Here is a 17,366-nt window from a genome sequence, read left to right as displayed (position 1 = left end):
GGCCGCCCCGCTGTCATGTGGTGAGACAGTCTCGGGGCGGCCGAGGTTGGTCATTCGGCGCACACAGTTTTGTCCGCCGTCGACTTGTCCACGTCCGGCGCCTTCGCCGAACCGCTGATGGGCACCCCCGCGCCCTTGAAGTCCTTGCCGAGGATCAGGATCATCGCCGGCAGGCCCTGGTCGTTCGTCTCGCTCTCGCCCGGCTTGAGCGCCGAGGCGGGCAGTCCCATGATGTCCGCCAGCTTGCGGGCCTGGTCGGCCTGGTCCGGCGAGTACTCCAGTGTGGTCTTGGCCTGGTCCTTCGGCGCGTTGCCCAACTGGCTGGACTTCAGGACACCTTCGGTGTTCTGCAGCCAGGTGAGCGTGGTGCCGGCCGAACCGGGCGGCGCGCCGCCGTTGTAGAGGTCGACGCGGACCTCGGAGGCCGCGGAGCGCGCGCCCTTGAGGCGGGCGGACTCGGCGGCCTTCTTCTTCTTTTTCGTCTCCGTGAGGGAGACGTCGTTCTTGACGGCGTCGAAGATCGCCGGTGCGTTCGCCTGGTCGACGACGACCGTGGCGTGGACCTTCTCCGCCGGGTTGTCCCGGACCGGGACCGTCACGAAGGAGATGTTCTTCGTCGGGACCTTCTTCAGCTCCAGGGCCACGTCCTTGAGCTTCTGGAGGCTGCCGATGCCCTGGTCGACGGTGAGCGCCTTCGTCGCGGCCTCGGCGAGACTCGTCAGCTTCGACGGGTTCGTCAGGGTGTCGCCGGAACTCATCTGGCGGGCCAGCGAGCCGAGGAACTGCTGCTGCACCTTGATGCGGTCCAGGTCGCCCGCGTTGCCGAAGGCGTGCCGGGTGCGGACGAAGGCGAGGGCCTGCTCGCCCTTCACCACGCTCTTGCCGGCGGGCAGCTTGAGGTGCGAGTCCGGGTCGTCCACCGGCTTCTTGACGCAGACCTCGACGCCGCCGACCGCGGTGGACAGGGTCTTCACGGCGTTGAAGTCGGCCATCATGAAGTGGTCCGGGGTGATCCCGGTGACGGCCTTGACGGTCCTCATGGTGCAGCCCGGGTCGCGCCCGTCCTGGCCGAGGCTCGTGTTGAAGCGCACGCTCGGGGTGCCGGCGATCGGCTTGCCCTCGGTGGTGCACTCCGGGATGTCGACGATGAGGTCGCGCGGGATGCTCAGCGCGGTCGCGTTCGTCCGGTCCTTGGAGACGTGCAGCAGGATGTTCGTGTCGGCGTGACCGACGCTGCCCTTGTCGCCGTAGCCCCCGTTGCCCTTGCCGGTGCGCTTGTCCGTGCCGATGACGAGGATGTTGAACGCCTCGTCCTTGGCGAAGCTGTTCTTCGCGTCGGGCGTGTTGTTGACCGTCAGGTTGCCGTTGAGGTGCTCGAGGTAGATGTACACCGCGCCGGCGCCGGCCAGGATCACGAAGGCCATGGAGCCGGAGGTCCACAGCAGGACCTTCTTGACCTTCGACTTCTTCTTCGGCTTCGACCTGCGCCGCCCCGGGTCCGGAGCCAGTGCCTCCGGCTCACGCCTTCTGCGCTGGGGAGGGACGTCTCCCGGGTCCTGTTGCTGCTGCCGCCGACGGCCGCCGGGCCGCGATGCGGTGCGGCGCGGTCCCGGCACCCCCGACTGCTCAGCGGAGGGGGTCAGTCGCAGTTCGTAATCACCGGTCTGCGGGTTCAGGACCCACTGGTCTGCGGGGTCGATGTTCTCCGCCCGCCCACGGCCTTGCGCGTCCACGGTTGTCTGTGTCCTCCGTCGGGGCCACGCGGCGCCCTACCCCCCTTAAAGCGGGCGCCCGGTCAAAGTCGGTCAGCAGTGCGCGACCTTGCCCAAGCGTGGCCGGGTGCACCGGATCGCTCACACTATCCGCCCAGTTCAGCGCCAGGCGACGGCGGTGACAAATTCCACTCCCCTACAACTGGGCATTCCGGCCCATATCTTTGAACCTGTGTGCCGGCTGATGACTCCCGCTTTACCGAGGGGCGGTTGAGGCGCCTCCGAAGGGCGCGGACCGGCCTCAGCCGCAGGTGTCCCGCTTCGCCGTATTGCCCCGGAACGTCGGTGCGGGATCGGGGGTGCCGGAGTCGGACGCCGAGGGTGACGACGCCCCGGACTTCTCGTCCATTTCCCGCTGATAGGCGACCGTTTCATCGGAAATGCCAGGTGAGGAGCGCTCGCCCTCCTCGCGCGCGGAGGCCGGCACCTCCTTCGTGACGACGACCGGCCGGTCGGTGCGCAACCGCCGGAAGAGCTGGTCGGCGGCGGGCTGGACGAGCTGGTCGCGGTTGGCGTTGTAGACGTACGCCTCCCGGGGCACGGTCAGGAACTGGATGCGGTCGGACGGGATGTTCCGCATCCCGCGCACCAGGTCGTACAGGCCGCGCAGGCTCGCGAGGCCGGGGTCGGTGGTCAGGGACGAGGTGGCGGCGTCGAGGAGCGGGTAGAGCTTCGTCGGGTTCAGGAGGACACCGTTGCTCTGGACCTTCTGGACGAGGGCGCCGAGGAACCGCTGCTGACGGTCCATCCGGTCGGTGTCGCTGCCGTTGCCGAGGCTCTTGCGGGCGCGGACGTAGCCGAGGGCCTGCTCGCCGTCGAGGCTGTGCTCGCCCGCTGACAGCTTCAGATGGGCGTCGGCGTCGTTGATCGGCTCGTCGAGGCAGACGGTCACCCCGTCCACGGCGTTCACCATGTCCTTGAAGCCCTGGAAGTCGACGACCATGTGGTGGTCGACGCGGATGCCGGTCACCTTCTCGACCGTACGGATCGTGCAGGCGGAACCGCCCGCCTCGAACGCGTAGTTGAACATGGCGAACGTCGGCTCCAGGCGCTTGCCGCCCGGGGCGGTGCACCGGGGCATGTTCACCATCAGGTCGCGGGGGAACGAGACGGCGACCGCGCTCTTCCGGTCCGCCGCCACGTGCAGCAGGATCGTCGTGTCCGAGCGTTGGGTGCCGTCGTTGCGGCCGTACTTGCGGTTCTTGCCGGCGCGCGAGTCGGACCCGATGAGCAGGATGTTCTGCGCGCCGTGCACGAGGACGGTGGGCCGCTCCTTGTCGTACTTGGCGAGTTCGGCGGCCGCGTCCGTGTCCTCGGTGATGTTCCCGCTGAGCTTCTCGTACACGATCCAGCCGGCCCCGCCCGCCGCGAGCACCAGGAACGCCAGCGTGCACGCCGCGTACCGCAGCCGGCGCCTGCGCCGCCGGACGCGTCCGGCACCGGTCGGCGACGAGCCGGTGCCCGGGCCGAGCGGTGTGGCTGCGGAGTCGGTCACGTGCGGTCCCCTCACGGTCCGGCCTGGGGAAAACGGCGTCTCCACGATCATCGGCCCGGCCGCGCCGGGCGGCCGGGGGAGCGGGGCCGAACGGGTGAAGATCCGCTACTTCGCGGTCGCCGACACCCGCTCGCTGTCGATGCGCCGGGCCAGCGCCTCCTCGTCGAGCCGGTCCAGGTTCCGGCACAGCACGACGGAGCCGCCCGCGGCCAGCGGTGCGAAGAGCCCCGCGCTGAGCCCCTGCCAGGTGTCGTACGAGAGTCCGGACAGCAGCCGGGAGCCCGGTCCGGTCAGCCCGAGCGGGGCGGCGTCCGAAAGGGCCCGCGCGGCGACCTCCGCCCCGGTCCACTCGGCCCCCGCGACGACGAGCGAGGGCTCGTCGGGGTCGACGGGGGAGAAGGGGGCGAAGCGGTCGCCCTGCGAGGGGACCTCGACGGCGTAGTCGACGAAGCCGTCCGGCGTCTGCGGGAAGCGGCCGCCGAGCGGGCGCAGCGCGAGCGCGACGCGCTCGCCGGAACAGGCGCGGGCCGCCTCCAGCGTGTCGGGGCCGCTCACCACGACGTCGGCGGCGGCCGGGTCGCCGCCCACGTCCGCGACGGCGCCGACCGAGGCGCAGGCCAGCAGCCAGACGGCGGTCTGCCAGTGGGCGGGCAGCAGCACGGCGACACGGTCGCCGGGCTCGACGTTCAGGTCGCCCTGGAGGAGGTTGGCCGTCTTGTTGACCCAGTTCGCGAACGTGGCCACGGACAGCTCCACGCGCTCCCCGGTGGCGTCGTCGTAGAAGGTGACCAGGGGGCGACCGGGATCGTCCGCGAGGGCGTGCTGAAGAAGTTCGGCGGCAGTACGGGGCTCGGATTTCACGGGGTTCAGCGTAGGCGTCGTGGCTTCACCGGTCCGTCGCGGAGTGCGCCATCCGTCGTGGCTGGTCGCGCAGTTCCCCGCGCCCCTGAGATGCGCACTTCGTGCGCGATCTCATCGGGCGGTTGCGCGTCGGGGAAATGCGACCCGAAGGGTCCGCATTTCAGGGGCGCGGGGAACTGCGCGACCAGCCCCCACCGGCCCGCACCCGGCGACACACGGACAGCCCCCCGACGGCCCCCCGCCCGGCCCAACAAGGCCCCCCGGATGAACCACCCCGATGGCCCGCGCAGCGCCCCCGTGCAGAAATCGTTCGCATGCGTGGATTCCTTGCCTCCGCGGTCGGCGTCAGCTGTGCGGCCGCCCTCGCCCTCCCCCTGACCCTGCCCACCACGACCGCCGCCGCGGCACCCGCGACCCCGACCCAGGGATCGGTCCCCGGCAGCACCCAGTCCCTCCCGCTGGCCCCGCTCACCGCGGACCGCGCCGCGGGCGGCGCCGCCGCCCGGCAGCAGGGCCTGCCCCAGCGCGACGTACGCCCGTTCTCCCTCGTCGGCGTCGTCTGGAACGACCCGTCCGTCGCCCTGCACGGCCAGGTCCAGGTCCGTACCCGGGCGACCGGCACCACCACCTGGTCGGCCTGGCAGGACGTCGAGACGCACAACGACGACGCCCCCGACCCCGGCACCGCCGAGTCGTCCGGCCGCACCCTGCGCGGTGCGACCGCCCCGCTCTGGGTCGGTGACTCCGACGGCGTGGAGGTCCGCGTCCAGGCCGGTGGCGGGCCGGACGGCTCCGACCGCGGCGACGCCACGGCCGAGCCGCTCCCGCAGGGCCTGCGCCTGGAACTCGTGGACCCGGGCGACGAGCCCGCCCAGGGCGCCCCCGCCGACGCCCCCCGGGCCGGCACCCTGACCGCCGAGGCGGCCGCCGCCTCCGCCGTGAACGCGGAGCTCGCCCCGCTCGGCGCCACCGAGATCCCCGCGCTGACCAAGCAGCAGACCGAGGACGCCCTGATCAGCGCCCGCGGCGGCGACACGGAGGGGGCCCAGGCCCGCCCGTACATCGGCCCGCGCCCGCGCATCGTGACCCGCGAGGGCTGGGGCGCGGACGAGTCACTGCGCGAGAGCCAGTTCCTGTACACGAACTCGGTGAAGGCGGCGTTCGTCCACCACAGCGCCTCGGGCAACAACTACCGCTGCTCCGAGGCCTCTTCCGTCATTCGCAGTATCTACCGCTACCACGTGAAGAGCAGCGGCTGGCGTGACATCGGCTACAACTTCCTCGTGGACAAGTGCGGCACCATCTACGAGGGCCGGGCCGGCGGCGTCACGAAGGCCGTCATGGGCGCCCACACCCTCGGCTTCAACACCGACACCATGGGCATCGCGGTCCTGGGCTCGTTCGGCAGCTCGAACCCGCCCGCCGCCGCGGTGAAGGCGATCTCCCAGCTGACCGCCTGGAAGCTCGGCCTGTACGGAGTGAACCCGAAGGGCTCGACATACCTCACCTCAGGTGGTGGAAATCTGTACAGCAAGGGAAAGAATGTGCGGCTGAAGGTGATCTCCGGCCACCGGGACGGCTTCGCGACCGAATGCCCGGGGCGCCGTCTCTACAACCAGCTCGGCACCGCCCGCACGACGTCGGCGCAGCTCCAGGGACGCTGACACGCCGGACACGGGCCGGCCCGGGCACCTCGAACGGTCTGCATACACTGGCCGGCCGAAAGACAGTTCGGCCGGCCCCAGCAGGAAGCAGAGACGACAGGTGACAGAAGCGATCCTCCTGGTCGGCGGCAAGGGCACCAGACTGCGGCCTCTCACGGTGAACACGCCGAAGCCGATGGTCCCGGCGGCCGGTGTGCCCTTCCTCACGCATCAGCTCGCCCGCGCGAGAGCGGCCGGCGTCGACCACATCGTCCTGGCCACCTCGTACCTGGCCGAGGTCTTCGAGCCGTACTTCGGCGACGGCTCCCGCCTCGGCCTCCATCTGGAGTACGTCACCGAGGTCGAGCCCCTCGGCACCGGCGGCGCCATCCGCAACGTCGCCTCGCGGCTGCGCTCCGGGCCCGACGACCCGGTCCTCATCTTCAACGGCGACATCCTCACCGGCCTCGACATCGGCGCGCTCGTCCACGAGCACGAGTCGACCGGCGCGGACGTCTCCCTGCATCTCTCGCGGGTCGAGGACCCCCGCGCGTTCGGCCTCGTCCCCACGGACGGCACCGGACGCGTCACGGCGTTCCTGGAGAAGCCCCAGACGCCCGAGGAGATCGTCACCGACCAGATCAACGCCGGTGCCTACGTCTTCCGCCGCTCGGTGATCGACACGATCCCGACGGGCCGCCCCGTCTCGGTGGAGCGCGAGACGTTCCCGGGGCTGCTCGCCGACGGCGCCCACCTGCAGGGCATGGTCGACTCGACGTACTGGCTCGACCTCGGTACCCCGCAGGCCTTCGTGCGCGGCTCCGCCGACCTCGTCATGGGCCGCGCCCCGTCCCCGGCGGTCCCCGGCCGGCGCGGCGAACGGCTCGTGCTGCCGACGGCCGAGGTGGCCCCGGACGCAAAGCTCACCGCCGGCACGGTGGTCGGCGAGCACGCGCGCGTGGGCGAGGGCGCCCGCGTCACCGGATCGGCGATCCTGGCCGGCGCGGTGGTCGAACCCGGCGCGGTGATCACGGACTCCCTGATCGGCCGCGGCGCCCGCGTGGGTGCCCGCACGGTCCTCACGGGCGCGGTCGTCGGGGACGGGGCGCAGGTCGGCGCGGACAACGAGCTCCGCGAGGGCGTCCGGATCTGGTGCGACGCGACGATCCCGGACGCGTCGATCCGCTTCTCTTCGGACCAGTAGCCGCGACCAGGCCCCTCCCGCGTGACCTCGGCGACATCCGCCGCACCCCGGAGGGGCCCGGGCTACCCTCGAGGGATGGCCGGCCGCCGATACGTTCCGCACCCCGCACCACAGCAGACCCGCACCACGGTCCGCGGCGGCGAGACCCACGTCCCCCGGCCCACCCACGCCCCGGTCGCCTCCACCGCCGCGACCCGCGTCTACACGCCGCCGGCCCCCGTCCACCTGGGCCTCACGCTCGGCCCCCTGCGCCGCGGCCCCGCCGACCCCACCTTCCGTACGACCCCGGACGGCTCCGTGTGGCGCACCGGCCGCACCCCCGAGGGCCCCGCGACGCTGCGGGTCGCCCAGCGGGCCGAGGACACGCTCGAGGCGACGGCCTGGGGCCCGGGCGCACCATGGTTCCTGGATCAACTCCCGGCTCTGCTCGGTGAGTTGGACGACCCAGCGCCCTTCGAGCCGCGCCACCGCCTGGTCGCGCAGACGGCCCGCAGACGGCAGGGCCTGCGACTGACCCGGACCGGTCTGGTCCTGGAGTCGCTGATCCCGTCGATCCTGGAGCAGAAGGTCACGACGGACGAGGCCTACCGCGCCTGGCGCCTGCTCCTCCACAAGTACGGCGACCCGGCCCCGGGCCCGGCCGGCGGTGACCTGCGGATGCGGGTCGCGCCGGACCCGTACACCTGGACCAGGATCCCGTCCTGGGAGTGGCACAGGGCGGGCGTCGACAACAAGCGCGCGTCGACGATCCTGCGCGCCGCGAAGGTCGCCCGCCGCCTGGAGGAGGCGGCGCACATGGACCCGCCCGCCGCCCGCGCCCGCCTCGAACTCGTCCCCGGCATCGGCCCGTGGACCTCAGCCGAGACGGTCCAGCGCACGAACGGAGCCCCCGACGAGGTCACCACGGGAGACCTCCACCTGCCGGGCATCATCGGCCACGCCCTCGCCGGCAACCGCGACGCGACGGACGCCGACATGCTCGACCTCCTGGCCCCTTACGCGGGCCAACGCCACCGAGCGGCCCGCCTGATCCTCCTCAGCGGCGTCTCCCCGCCGCGCCGCCAGCCGAAGATGCGGCGAGTGAACATCGCGGAGTGGTGAGAGAAGGGGTGAGAGGTGCGCCCCGCAAGGGGCGCGTCCTGCCTACCGAACCTCGACGAACTCCGAGACGATCCGCGCGGGCCGCTCCGCAGGGGCCTGCGCCGGGTGCCCGACGGCGACGGCCCCCATCGGATCCCAGCCCGACGGAAGGTCGAGGACCCCGCGCACGACATCGCGGCAGAACATGGTCGACGAGACCCACGCGGAGCCGAGCCGCTCACCGGCCAGCGCCACCAGAAAGTTCTGCACGCCCGCCCCGGCGGCGACGACGAACATCTCCCGCTCGGCCGCGTCCCGCCGCGCGTCCCCGTACGTGTGCGACCCGTCCATGACGAGGCACGGCACGACCAGGTACGGCGCGTTGCGCAGCACGTCACCGCGCCGCACCCGCTTCTCGACGGACTCCTCGCTCTTGCCGTCCCGGCGCAGGTCCGCGACCCACGCGTCCCGCATCGCGTCGAGCAGTTTCGTGCGCGAGGCGGCCGACTCGAGGAGCACGAAGCGCCACGGTGTCGTGTGATGCGGCGCGGGCGCGGTCACGGCCGCGGCGACGGCGCGCCGCACCGCCCCGGGGTCGACGGCCTCGTCCGTGAAGGCCCGCACGGTACGCCGCTGCGTCACCGCTTCCCGTACGGCCTCGGAGGTGCCGAGCCGGAACATGTCGTCGTGGGCGACGCGCACCAACTCCCGTGCAGAGCCGCCCTGTTCATCCGTGGCGGTCACGTCGGGAAGCCCGCGTACGACGGCGACGGGCAGGCCGCCGGCCTTGCCCTTGACGAGGTCGCCGGCGGCGGCCAGCTCGTCGGCGGTCGCCACGACGGTCGCGCTCAGCGGATTGCCGTGCGCGTCCGTACCGCCGCGCAGGTCCTCGAGGACCCGCACACCGGCGGCGCCGATCGCGACGTCCGTCAGGCCGTTGCGCCAGGGGCGGCCGAAGGTGTCCGTGACGACGACGCCGACGTCCACGCCGAGCGCGGCGCGCACCCCGTCGCGGATCGCGGCCGCCGACGCGTCCGGGTCCTCGGGCAGCAACAGCACGGTGCCGGCCGGGGTGTTCGACGCGTCGACCCCGGCGGCGGCCATCACCAGGCCCAGCCGGTTCTCCACGATGCGCAGGGTGCCGCGGCGGGCCACGACCCGTACGGTCTCGGCGTCGATCGCGGCCTCGCGGTCGTCGGCCCGTACGATCCGGCCCTCGGCCTTGCTGACGATCTTCGAGGTGACCAGGAGGACGTCACCGTCGGCGAGGTCCGGCTCGGCGGCGACGATCAGCGCCGCGAGGTCGTCGCCCTCGGTGATCTCGGGTATGCCGGGGACCGCCCAGGCCCGGAAGGACGGCGCGTCGCTCACGAGGCCCGGACCTCCTCGGCGAGGGCGAGCGCGGCCCGCGCCATGTCGGCGGCGGCCAGTCCCTCGGCCGGGTCGGTCATCATCAGGGGCACGGCCCGGCACCGGATCCCGGCCGCCTCGACGCGCTCCACCGCGCCCGCGTCCGCCGTGTCCACGAGCCAGCCGTCGAGCAGCCCCGACCCGTAGTGCTCGGCGACGGCCGCCGCGCTGGACTCGACGCCGACCGCGGCCAGAACCTTGTCGGCCATGCCGCGCACCGGCGCGTCCCCGACGATGGGGGAGAGGCCGACGACCGGGACGCCCGCGCCGGCGATGGCCTCGCGGATGCCGGGCACGGCGAGGATCGTGCCGATGCTGACCACCGGGTTCGACGGCGGGAAGAGGATCACGTCGGCCTCGGCGACGGCCTCCAGGACGCCCGGCGCGGGCTTGGCGGCCTCGGCGCCGACCGGCACGATCGCGTGCGCGTCCACGGAGGCGCGCAGCTTCACCCAGTACTCCTGGAAGTGCACGGCGCGGCGCTCGCCGTCGAGCGTGACGGCGACGTGCGTCTCGACGCGGTCGTCGGACATGGGCAGCAGTCGCACGCCCGGCTTCCAGCGCTCGCACAGCGCCTCGGTGACGGCGCTGAGCGGGTACCCGGCGCCGAGCATCTGCGTGCGCACGATGTGGGTCGCGAAGTCCCGGTCGCCGAGCCCGAACCACTCGGGCCCGACCCCGTAGGCCGCGAGCTCCTCCTTGACCCGGTGCGTCTCGTCGGTACGCCCCCAGCCCTGCTCCTCGTCGATGCCGCCGCCCAGGGTGTACATCACCGTGTCGAGGTCGGGACAGACCTTGAGTCCGAAGAGATGGATGTCGTCCCCGGTGTTGCCGATGACCGTGATGTCCGCGTCGGGGGCCGCCCGCCGGAGACCGCGAAGGAACCGGGCACCACCGATGCCGCCTGCCAGAACCACAATGCGCATGGGCCCAGCATCGCAGGCGGCGCCGACAGTGCGTCAGCTGGACCCGGCCAGAACGATCTCGGCCACGCCCGGACTCAGACGGCGGCCGGGGCCTCGGCCGTCTCCGTGGCCCCGGTGGAGCAGGCGGCCGAGTGCATCGGCATCTCGGTGAGGCCCGGGTAGTACACGTGCAGACTGACAGCCGGCTCCAGGGAGTCGTTGGCGACCTCGTGGACGTACCCGGGCGCGAAGACGCGCTGCGCGCCGGCCTGGAGCGTGCGCACACCCCGGTCCGTACGCTCCGTCAGCTCGCCCTCCAGGAGGGTCAGGACGCCGGAGGAGCGGCCGTGGTCGTGCAGTCCGCTGCCCTGCCCGGGCACCCAGGAGAGCAGCCACACCTCGTAGCCGGGCCCGGTGCGCAGGCGGTGGTACCAGCGGGTCGTCGCGTCGTACTCGACGAGGTGCTCCCACTGGGAGCGGTCGGCGGCGATGGAGCGGGCGAGTCCGGCGAACTCGGCCACGGTCTGCGGGTGCTCACGGGCAGGCTGCAGCAGGTGCTGGACTTCGAGGAGGTCGCCGGCGATCTGGAGGTCGCTGTCGCTGTTCATGGGGGTGTGTGGTTCCTCAACGGGGAGTGCGGGGTGCCCCGCCCGGGCGGGGGGCGAAGGGCCGTACAAGGAGAGAGGAGATGCGGCGTCGGAGCTCGGGAGGCTCTACGACACACCAGCCGGGGATCGTCTCGATCGTCAGCAGCTGGGACAACAACAGCAACAGCACGCGCGCGCAGCAGTGACGGACCCGGCGGTGCGGGTCGTCGAAAGCGGCAGGTTCGCGAGCATGCCCACCAGGACACCGGGTCTCCGTGGTCGCTGTCAACCCAATGTCCGGATTGTGGGAAATGTTTCACCTCATCCGGTATCCCTCGCAGGCGAAAGGTTTGTGCAGGGCCCGTACCGGACATGTGGCGCAGCAACCCGGCGGGCAAACGTCGTTGTCATCCTGTGATCCGAATGTGATCAGGTTCGCTTCCGTCTGCGCACCGGAACGAGATCGATCTCTGCGACGTCCTTTCTGGTGACAGGATGCGCCGCTGGCAAGTGTCACGGTTTTTGCCGATTTGAACACTTTCCGCATAGCCTTGGTTCCGCAGAGTGAATAAGGGGCCCAATAGCAGATCCCGGCTTGACTGCCCCGGATCGGCACACTTGTAATTTCACTCGTGTCGTTCAGCCGAAATCGGTAACGGCAACATCACGGGGACGCACGGACGGACGAGGGGCGCACTATGACCGAGTCGTTTACGGATCTGCTGGTCGAGGACGCGGAAGAGGAACTCGGCTGGCAGGAGCGCGCACTGTGCGCACAGACCGACCCGGAGTCCTTCTTCCCTGAGAAGGGCGGCTCCACCCGGGAGGCCAAGAAGGTCTGCCTGGCGTGCGAGGTCCGCTCCGAATGCCTCGAGTACGCACTCGCCAACGACGAGCGGTTCGGCATCTGGGGCGGTCTGTCCGAGCGGGAGCGCCGCCGCCTGAAGAAGGCCGCCGTCTAGCTTCGGGCAGGCGCACGCACAGGTTCGAACACGAGGTACTCACGGCCCGTCGCCGGTGGTTGTCCACAGGCGGCGGGCCGCCGTTGTTGCCAGCCGTTAGTGTGGGGCCCCGTCCGAGACGCCACCGTGTCCCCAGCGGACACAGGCGTCCACCGCAGTCCAGACGAACCGGGGCCCGTACCTCGATGTCCGTGCACAGCCATTCGGCAGGCCAGTTCGGCACTGCCGCCGCCGCGTTCAACCCGGGGCCGCAAGCGGGGTCCGACCCGAGCGGCGCCCCCGAGTTCCCCAGGCATGTCGTCACCGCCGTCCTCGTCTCGCACGACGGGGCCCGCTGGCTGCCCGACGTCCTGACGGGACTGCTCGGCCAGGAGCGCCCCGTGCAGAACGCGGTGGCGGCCGACACCGGCAGCGCCGACGCGTCCGCCACCCTGGTCGCCCAGGCACTCGGCGACGAGCGCGTCCTGCACCTCGCCCGCCGCACCGGCTTCGGCCAGGCCGTCGAGGAAGCCGTGCGCGGCGCCGGCGTGCTCACCCCCGAGGAGCTGCCGTACCTCAAGCGCCCCAGCGGCTGGGACCCCGTCAGCCGCTCCTGGCGCGACGATGCCTACGACCTGCCCGACCTGCCGCACGGCGCACCCGAGCAGTGGCTGTGGCTGCTGCACGACGACTGCGCGCCCGAACCCGACGCGCTCGCCCAGCTGTTGCGCGTCGTCGAGGCCGAGCGTGAGGCCGGCGCCGACGTCGCGATCGTCGGCCCCAAGCTGCGCGGCTGGTACGACCGCAGGCAGCTGCTCGAAGTGGGCGTCTCCATCGCCCACTCCGGCCGCCGCTGGACCGGCCTCGACCGCCGCGAGCAGGACCAGGGCCAGCACGACCACGTGCGGCCCGTCCTGTCCGTGTCCACCGCCGGCATGCTCGTGCGCCGCGACGTCTTCGAGCAGCTCGGCGGCTTCGACCGCCGGCTGCCCCTCATGCGTGACGACGTCGACCTGTGCTGGCGCGCCCAGGCCGCCGGACACCGCGTCCTCGTCGCCCCCGACGCCGTCGTGCGGCACGCCGAGGCCTCCTCGCGCGAGCGCCGCACCGTCGACTGCGTCGGCCGCACCGCCACCTCGCCCCACAAGGTCGACAAGGCGGGCGCCGTCTACACCCTGCTCGTCAACGCGCGCGGGGCGGTGCTCCCCTGGGCGCTGCTCCGCCTCGTCCTCGGCACCGTGCTGCGCACCCTCGCCTACCTCGTCGGCAAGGTGCCCGGACAGGCCTTCGACGAGATCGCCGGCCTGATGTCCACCCTGCTGCGGCCCGGCCGGATCCTCGCCGCACGCAAGCGCCGCGGCAAGGGCACCGTCGACGCCAAGGAACTGCGGCCGCTGTTCCCGCCGCCCGGCGCCACCGTCCGGCACACCGTCGAGCAGGTCGCCGGCAGCCTCTTCGGCGGCTCCGAGCCCGAGACCACCACGGCGGGCCGGCACGGCGGCGGCGGACTCGAACCGGCGCCCGGCGACGACGACTTCATCCAGGTCGAGCGGTTCGCCCGGCTCAAGCGCATCGCCCGCAACCCGGGCCCGATGCTCCTCGTCGTCCTCCTGTTCATCTCCCTGGTCGCCTGCCGCGAACTGCTCGGCAGCGGCGCCCTCACCGGCGGCGCCCTGCTGCCCGCCCCCGGCGACGCCTCCGCCCTCTGGTCGCGCTACCTGGACGCCTGGCACGCCACCAGCACCGGCGGCACCCAGGCCGCACCCCCGTACCTCGCGATCGTCGCCGCCCTCGCCTCCGTGTTCCTGGGCTCCACCGGACTCGCGCTCACCGTGCTGCTCGTCGGCTCGGTGCCGCTCGCCGGGTTCGCCGCGTACTTCGCCTCCAGGCCGCTCGTCGAGTCGCGCCTGCTGCGCGCCTGGGCGGCCGTCGCCTACGCGTTCCTGCCCGCCGCCACCGGCGCCCTCGCCGGAGGCCGCGTCGGCACCTCGGTCCTCGCCGTCCTGCTGCCGCTCATCGCGCGCGCCGGCCTGTCGGCCTCGGGCCTCGCGAACGGCAAGGGCGCGCGCGGCAGTTGGCGCGCCACCTGGGCCTTCGCCCTGCTGCTCACCATGGCGACGGCGTTCACCCCGATCGTCTGGCCCATCGCCCTCGTCCTCGGCGTCGCGCTCCTCGTGGTGCGCCGCGACGACATCACCGCCTACGGACTGCGCCTGCTCGCCGCGCTCGGCACCCCGCTGCTGATGCTCGCCCCGTGGTCGCTGTCCCTGCTCCCGTTCGGCTTCTTCAAGGAAGCCGGACTGCCCTACGGGAAGGACTCGGCGTCCGCCCTCGGACTGCTCGGCGCCTCGCCCGGCGGCCCCGGCACCACGGGCAGCCTCCTGCTCGTCGGCATCGTCCTCGCCGCACTCGCCGCCCTGCTGCGCCAGGAGCGCCGCCTGGCGATCCTGACGGCCTGGACCGCCGCCTTCACGGGCCTCCTCTTCGCGATCCTGTCCGACGGATCGACGTGGGCCGGCCCCGCCACCCTCGTCTACGGCCTCGGCCTCCTCGCCGCCGCCGTCCTCGGCGCCGACGGCGCCCGCTCGCGCGTCGCCGAGCAGAGCTTCGGCTGGCGCCAGCCGGTCGCCGCCCTCGTCGCGTTCGCCGCGGCCGGCGGACCGCTGCTGCTCGCCGCCGGCTGGATGATCGCCGGCGCCGACGGCCCCCTGGAGCGACGCGACCCGGTGCAGGTGCCCGCGTTCGTCGCCGAGGAGGCCGGCACCCGCGACCAGGCCCGCACGCTCGTCATGGCCGGCTCCACCGGAGAGGTCTCGTACTCGCTGGTGCGCGGCGCCGGCGCCCGGCTCGGCGACGGCGAACTGACCGAGGCCGCGGGCGTCAACCCGAAGCTCGACAAGGTCGTCGCCAACCTGGTCGCCGGCTCCGGCGCCGACCAGGCCGACCAGCTCGGCGGCTTCGCCGTCCGCTACGTCCTCGTACGGGACGGAGCACCCCGCCAGATGGGCCGCGTCCTGGACGCGACGCCCGGCCTGACCCGGCTCAGCCAGCAGGACGGCACCGCCCTGTGGCGCGTCGACCGGCAGGTGGCCCGCGCCGTGCTGCTCCCGACCGCCGCCACCGGCTCCACCTCGGAGCAGGCCAGGCCCGTCGCCGCGGGCCCCGTCGACGTGCACACCGACGTACCCGCCGGCCCCCAGGGCCGCGTGCTGCGTCTCGCCGACGAGGCCGCCGAGGGGTGGACCGCCACGCTCGACGGCACGGCCCTGAAGCCGGTCACCGTCGACGGCTGGGCCCAGGGCTTCGAACTGCCCGCGTCCGCCGGCCGCCTCGACGTCACCTACGACGCCCCGCTCACCCACACCGCCTGGCTGTGGGGCCAGGGCGCCCTCACGCTCGTCCTGATCGTGCTCGCCCTGCCGGGCCGCCGCCGCGACGTCGACGACGACCTCCCCGAGGAGGACGTCGTCGTGCCCGCGCAGGCCGTCGAGGGCGAGGGCCGCCGCGCCCGCAGGCTGCGCGCCCAGGCCGAGGCCGAGGCCGCGCAGAACGGGGCACCCGACGAGACGCCGCCCGTCCCGGAGGAGCCCGCGGGCATCCCGCAGCAGGCCCACGCCGAGTGGGACCAGCCCAGCTACGCGAACGCCGAGTACGACACCACCGCGTACGCGTCGGGCGAGCAGCAGCCGTACCAGGACGCCTCCTACGGATACGCCCCGCAGGCCGACCCCTATCAGGCGAACCAGTACGACCCGTACGCCTACGGGGGAACCTACGAGACGCAGACCCCGTACGAGCCCTACGAAGCGACGCACGAGCAGCACGGCGACGGCACCGGCGCCGACCATGAGCGCCCCGACGGGAGCCAGTAGTGAACCGCACGACCCTGTCCCTGATCGCCGCCACGGTGGCGCTCGCCGCCGTCACCGGTTTCGCCGGCGCGACCTCCGGTGGCGGCTCGGACGACGCGCCCGCCAAGGCCGCCGCCCGGCTGCCCGTCGAGCGGTCCAGCCTGCTGTGCCCCTCGCCCAGTGCCTCGGACCTGGCGGAGACCGCGTACGGGGCGTACACGCCGCCCTCGAAGGACACCGAGGACGGCGGCGCGGCACGGCTGCTGCCGGCCGGGACCGACGCGACCGACGGCGCGGACCAGAAAGCGGACCAGAGCAAGAGCAAGGGCAAGGGTGAGGACAAGGAGCAGAAGCCGGTCCTCACCCCGAAGGCGCCCGGCAAGCCCGTCGAGGGCGAGGCCGACGGCGCCGACGCCCCGGCCCTGATCGGTACGGCGGACGGTGCGCTGGCCCCCGGCTGGACCGTCCAGCAGACCACGTCCGTGAGCGCGGGCACCGGCCGCGGCCTGCTCGGCCTGAGCTGCTCCGCGCCCGACACCGACTTCTGGTTCCCCGGCGTCTCCACCGACGCGGACCGCAGCGACTACCTGCACCTCACGAACCCGGACGACGAGGCCGCGGTCGTGGACGTGCAGCTGGCGGGCCCCGACGGCGCGATCAAGTCCGACGTCGGCGAGGGCATCCAGGTGGGGCCGCACTCCAGCGTCCCCGTGCTGCTGTCGACGCTCACCGAGAAGCCGTACCCGAACCTGACGGCGCACGTCACCGCGCGCAGCGGCCGGGTCGCCGCCGCGGTGTCGGCCGCCGACGCCAAGCTGGGCGGCGACTGGCTGCCCGCGGCCGCCGACCCGGCGGGCACGCTCGTGCTGCCCGGCATCCCGAAGGACGCGACGAACGCCCGCCTGGTGGTCTTCGCGCCCGGTCAGGACGACGCCGACCTGAAGGTGCAGCTCGCCACGGGCACCGGCCGGATCTCCCCGGCCGGGCACGCCACGCTGCACGTGAAGTCGGGCATGACGAGCGCGGTCGACCTCGGTGAGGTCACGCGCGGGGAGCCGGGTTCGCTGATCCTGTCGCCCACGGAGGACTCGGTGCCGGTGGTGGCCGCGCTGCGCGTCACGCGCGGCAAGGGCGCCGACCAGGAGACCGCGTTCATCCCCGCGACCCGGGACATCGGCACGCGCGCGACGGTCGCCGGCAACCCGGCGAAGGGGGTCACGCTCGCGCTGACCGCCCCCGACGCGGCGGCGAAGGTCAAGGTCACCGCCTCCCCGGGCACCGGCGGCGGCACGGCGACCACGAAGGAGTACACGGTCAGGGCCGGGACGACCCTGTCGGTGGCCCCGCCCGTCCCGAGCGGCCTGAAGGGCACGTACGCGCTCACCGTGGAGCCCGTCTCGGGCGGTCCGGTGCACGCTTCGCGGACGCTGGCCGAGGAGCAGGACGGTGTGCCCGCGTTCACCGTCCAGACGCTGCCGGACGACCGGGGCACCGTGTTCGTGCCGCAGGCCGACGAGGACCTGGCGGTGCTCCAGCGGTAACGGCTCCAAGGGCTCCGAAAGCTCCGCAGGCTCGAAAGCCCCGAAGGCTCGAAGGCTCGAAAGACGAGGCCGCCGC

General features: G+C 73.0%; 12 protein-coding genes. 6 read left to right on the top strand and 6 right to left on the bottom strand.

The genetic code is table 11. The features are described from left to right. Positions 1 to 50: 50 nt before the first annotated feature. The 3 genes from ACIBTU_RS36550 to ACIBTU_RS36540 all read right to left on the bottom strand — a co-directional run bounded on the left by ACIBTU_RS36550 (position 51) and on the right by ACIBTU_RS36540 (position 4,128). Positions 51 to 1,733 (bottom strand): LCP family protein, encoded by a 1,683-nt coding sequence (locus tag ACIBTU_RS36550; protein ID WP_399131027.1) that lies wholly within the window; start codon positions 1,731 to 1,733, stop codon positions 51 to 53. A 280-nt stretch (positions 1,734 to 2,013) separates the two neighbouring features. Continuing rightward, positions 2,014 to 3,267, bottom strand: coding sequence for an LCP family protein (locus ACIBTU_RS36545; protein WP_399131026.1), 1,254 nt, complete (start codon positions 3,265 to 3,267; stop codon positions 2,014 to 2,016). 105 nt (positions 3,268 to 3,372) lie between these two features. After that, positions 3,373 to 4,128, bottom strand: coding sequence for a TIGR03089 family protein (locus ACIBTU_RS36540; protein WP_399131025.1), 756 nt, complete (start codon positions 4,126 to 4,128; stop codon positions 3,373 to 3,375). A 314-nt stretch (positions 4,129 to 4,442) separates the two neighbouring features. Between ACIBTU_RS36540 and ACIBTU_RS36535 the strand changes: the two genes are divergently transcribed. The 3 genes from ACIBTU_RS36535 (at position 4,443) to ACIBTU_RS36525 (ending at position 8,076) form a co-directional block, all read left to right on the top strand. Beyond that, positions 4,443 to 5,792, top strand: a complete 1,350-nt coding sequence (locus ACIBTU_RS36535) for a peptidoglycan recognition protein (RefSeq protein ID WP_399131024.1) — start codon at positions 4,443 to 4,445, stop codon at positions 5,790 to 5,792. Between the two features lie 100 nt (positions 5,793 to 5,892). Beyond that, a complete protein-coding gene (locus ACIBTU_RS36530; protein WP_399131023.1) occupies positions 5,893 to 6,975 on the top strand; it encodes a sugar phosphate nucleotidyltransferase in 1,083 nt (360 codons plus the stop codon). Positions 6,976 to 7,050: 75 nt separating this feature from the next. After that, entirely contained in the window at positions 7,051 to 8,076 is a 1,026-nt protein-coding gene (locus ACIBTU_RS36525) for a DNA-3-methyladenine glycosylase family protein (protein ID WP_399131022.1), read from the top strand. 42 nt (positions 8,077 to 8,118) lie between these two features. On the opposite strand, the gene ACIBTU_RS36520 is transcribed toward ACIBTU_RS36525, so the two are convergent. From ACIBTU_RS36520 to ACIBTU_RS36510, 3 genes are all read right to left on the bottom strand, one after another. After that, a complete protein-coding gene (locus ACIBTU_RS36520) occupies positions 8,119 to 9,426 on the bottom strand; it encodes a coenzyme F420-0:L-glutamate ligase (protein WP_399131021.1) in 1,308 nt (435 codons plus the stop codon). Beyond that, positions 9,423 to 10,391: a 2-phospho-L-lactate transferase gene (gene cofD / locus ACIBTU_RS36515; protein WP_399131020.1), complete on the bottom strand. Its 969-nt coding sequence runs from the start codon at positions 10,389 to 10,391 to the stop codon at positions 9,423 to 9,425. The genes ACIBTU_RS36520 and cofD overlap by 4 nt, the downstream gene beginning before the upstream one ends. 74 nt (positions 10,392 to 10,465) lie before the next feature. Continuing rightward, entirely contained in the window at positions 10,466 to 10,978 is a 513-nt protein-coding gene (locus tag ACIBTU_RS36510; protein ID WP_399131019.1) for a cysteine dioxygenase, read from the bottom strand. 677 nt (positions 10,979 to 11,655) lie between these two features. On the opposite strand from ACIBTU_RS36510, the gene ACIBTU_RS36505 reads away from it, so the two are divergent. The 3 genes from ACIBTU_RS36505 to ACIBTU_RS36495 all read left to right on the top strand — a co-directional run bounded on the left by ACIBTU_RS36505 (position 11,656) and on the right by ACIBTU_RS36495 (position 17,290). Then, positions 11,656 to 11,919, top strand: coding sequence for a WhiB family transcriptional regulator (locus ACIBTU_RS36505; protein WP_018533570.1), 264 nt, complete (start codon positions 11,656 to 11,658; stop codon positions 11,917 to 11,919). 185 nt (positions 11,920 to 12,104) lie between these two features. Continuing rightward, positions 12,105 to 15,770 carry a glycosyltransferase gene (locus ACIBTU_RS36500; RefSeq protein ID WP_399131018.1) on the top strand — a complete coding sequence of 1,222 codons (3,666 nt, stop codon included), beginning with the start codon at positions 12,105 to 12,107 and terminating at the stop codon, positions 15,768 to 15,770. Continuing rightward, the gene (locus tag ACIBTU_RS36495; RefSeq protein WP_399131017.1) at positions 15,770 to 17,290 is read left to right on the top strand and encodes a DUF5719 family protein; all 1,521 of its coding nucleotides are present in this window, start codon (positions 15,770 to 15,772) and stop codon (positions 17,288 to 17,290) included. Before ACIBTU_RS36500 ends, ACIBTU_RS36495 begins: the two co-directional genes overlap by 1 nt. Positions 17,291 to 17,366: the final 76 nt, after the last annotated feature.

Source organism: Streptomyces sp. NPDC050145, from assembly GCF_044460245.1.
Classification (GTDB): domain Bacteria; phylum Actinomycetota; class Actinomycetes; order Streptomycetales; family Streptomycetaceae; genus Streptomyces.
The sequence above is the reverse complement of the archived record's forward strand: the minus strand, read 5'-3'. Positions and strand labels throughout refer to the sequence as shown.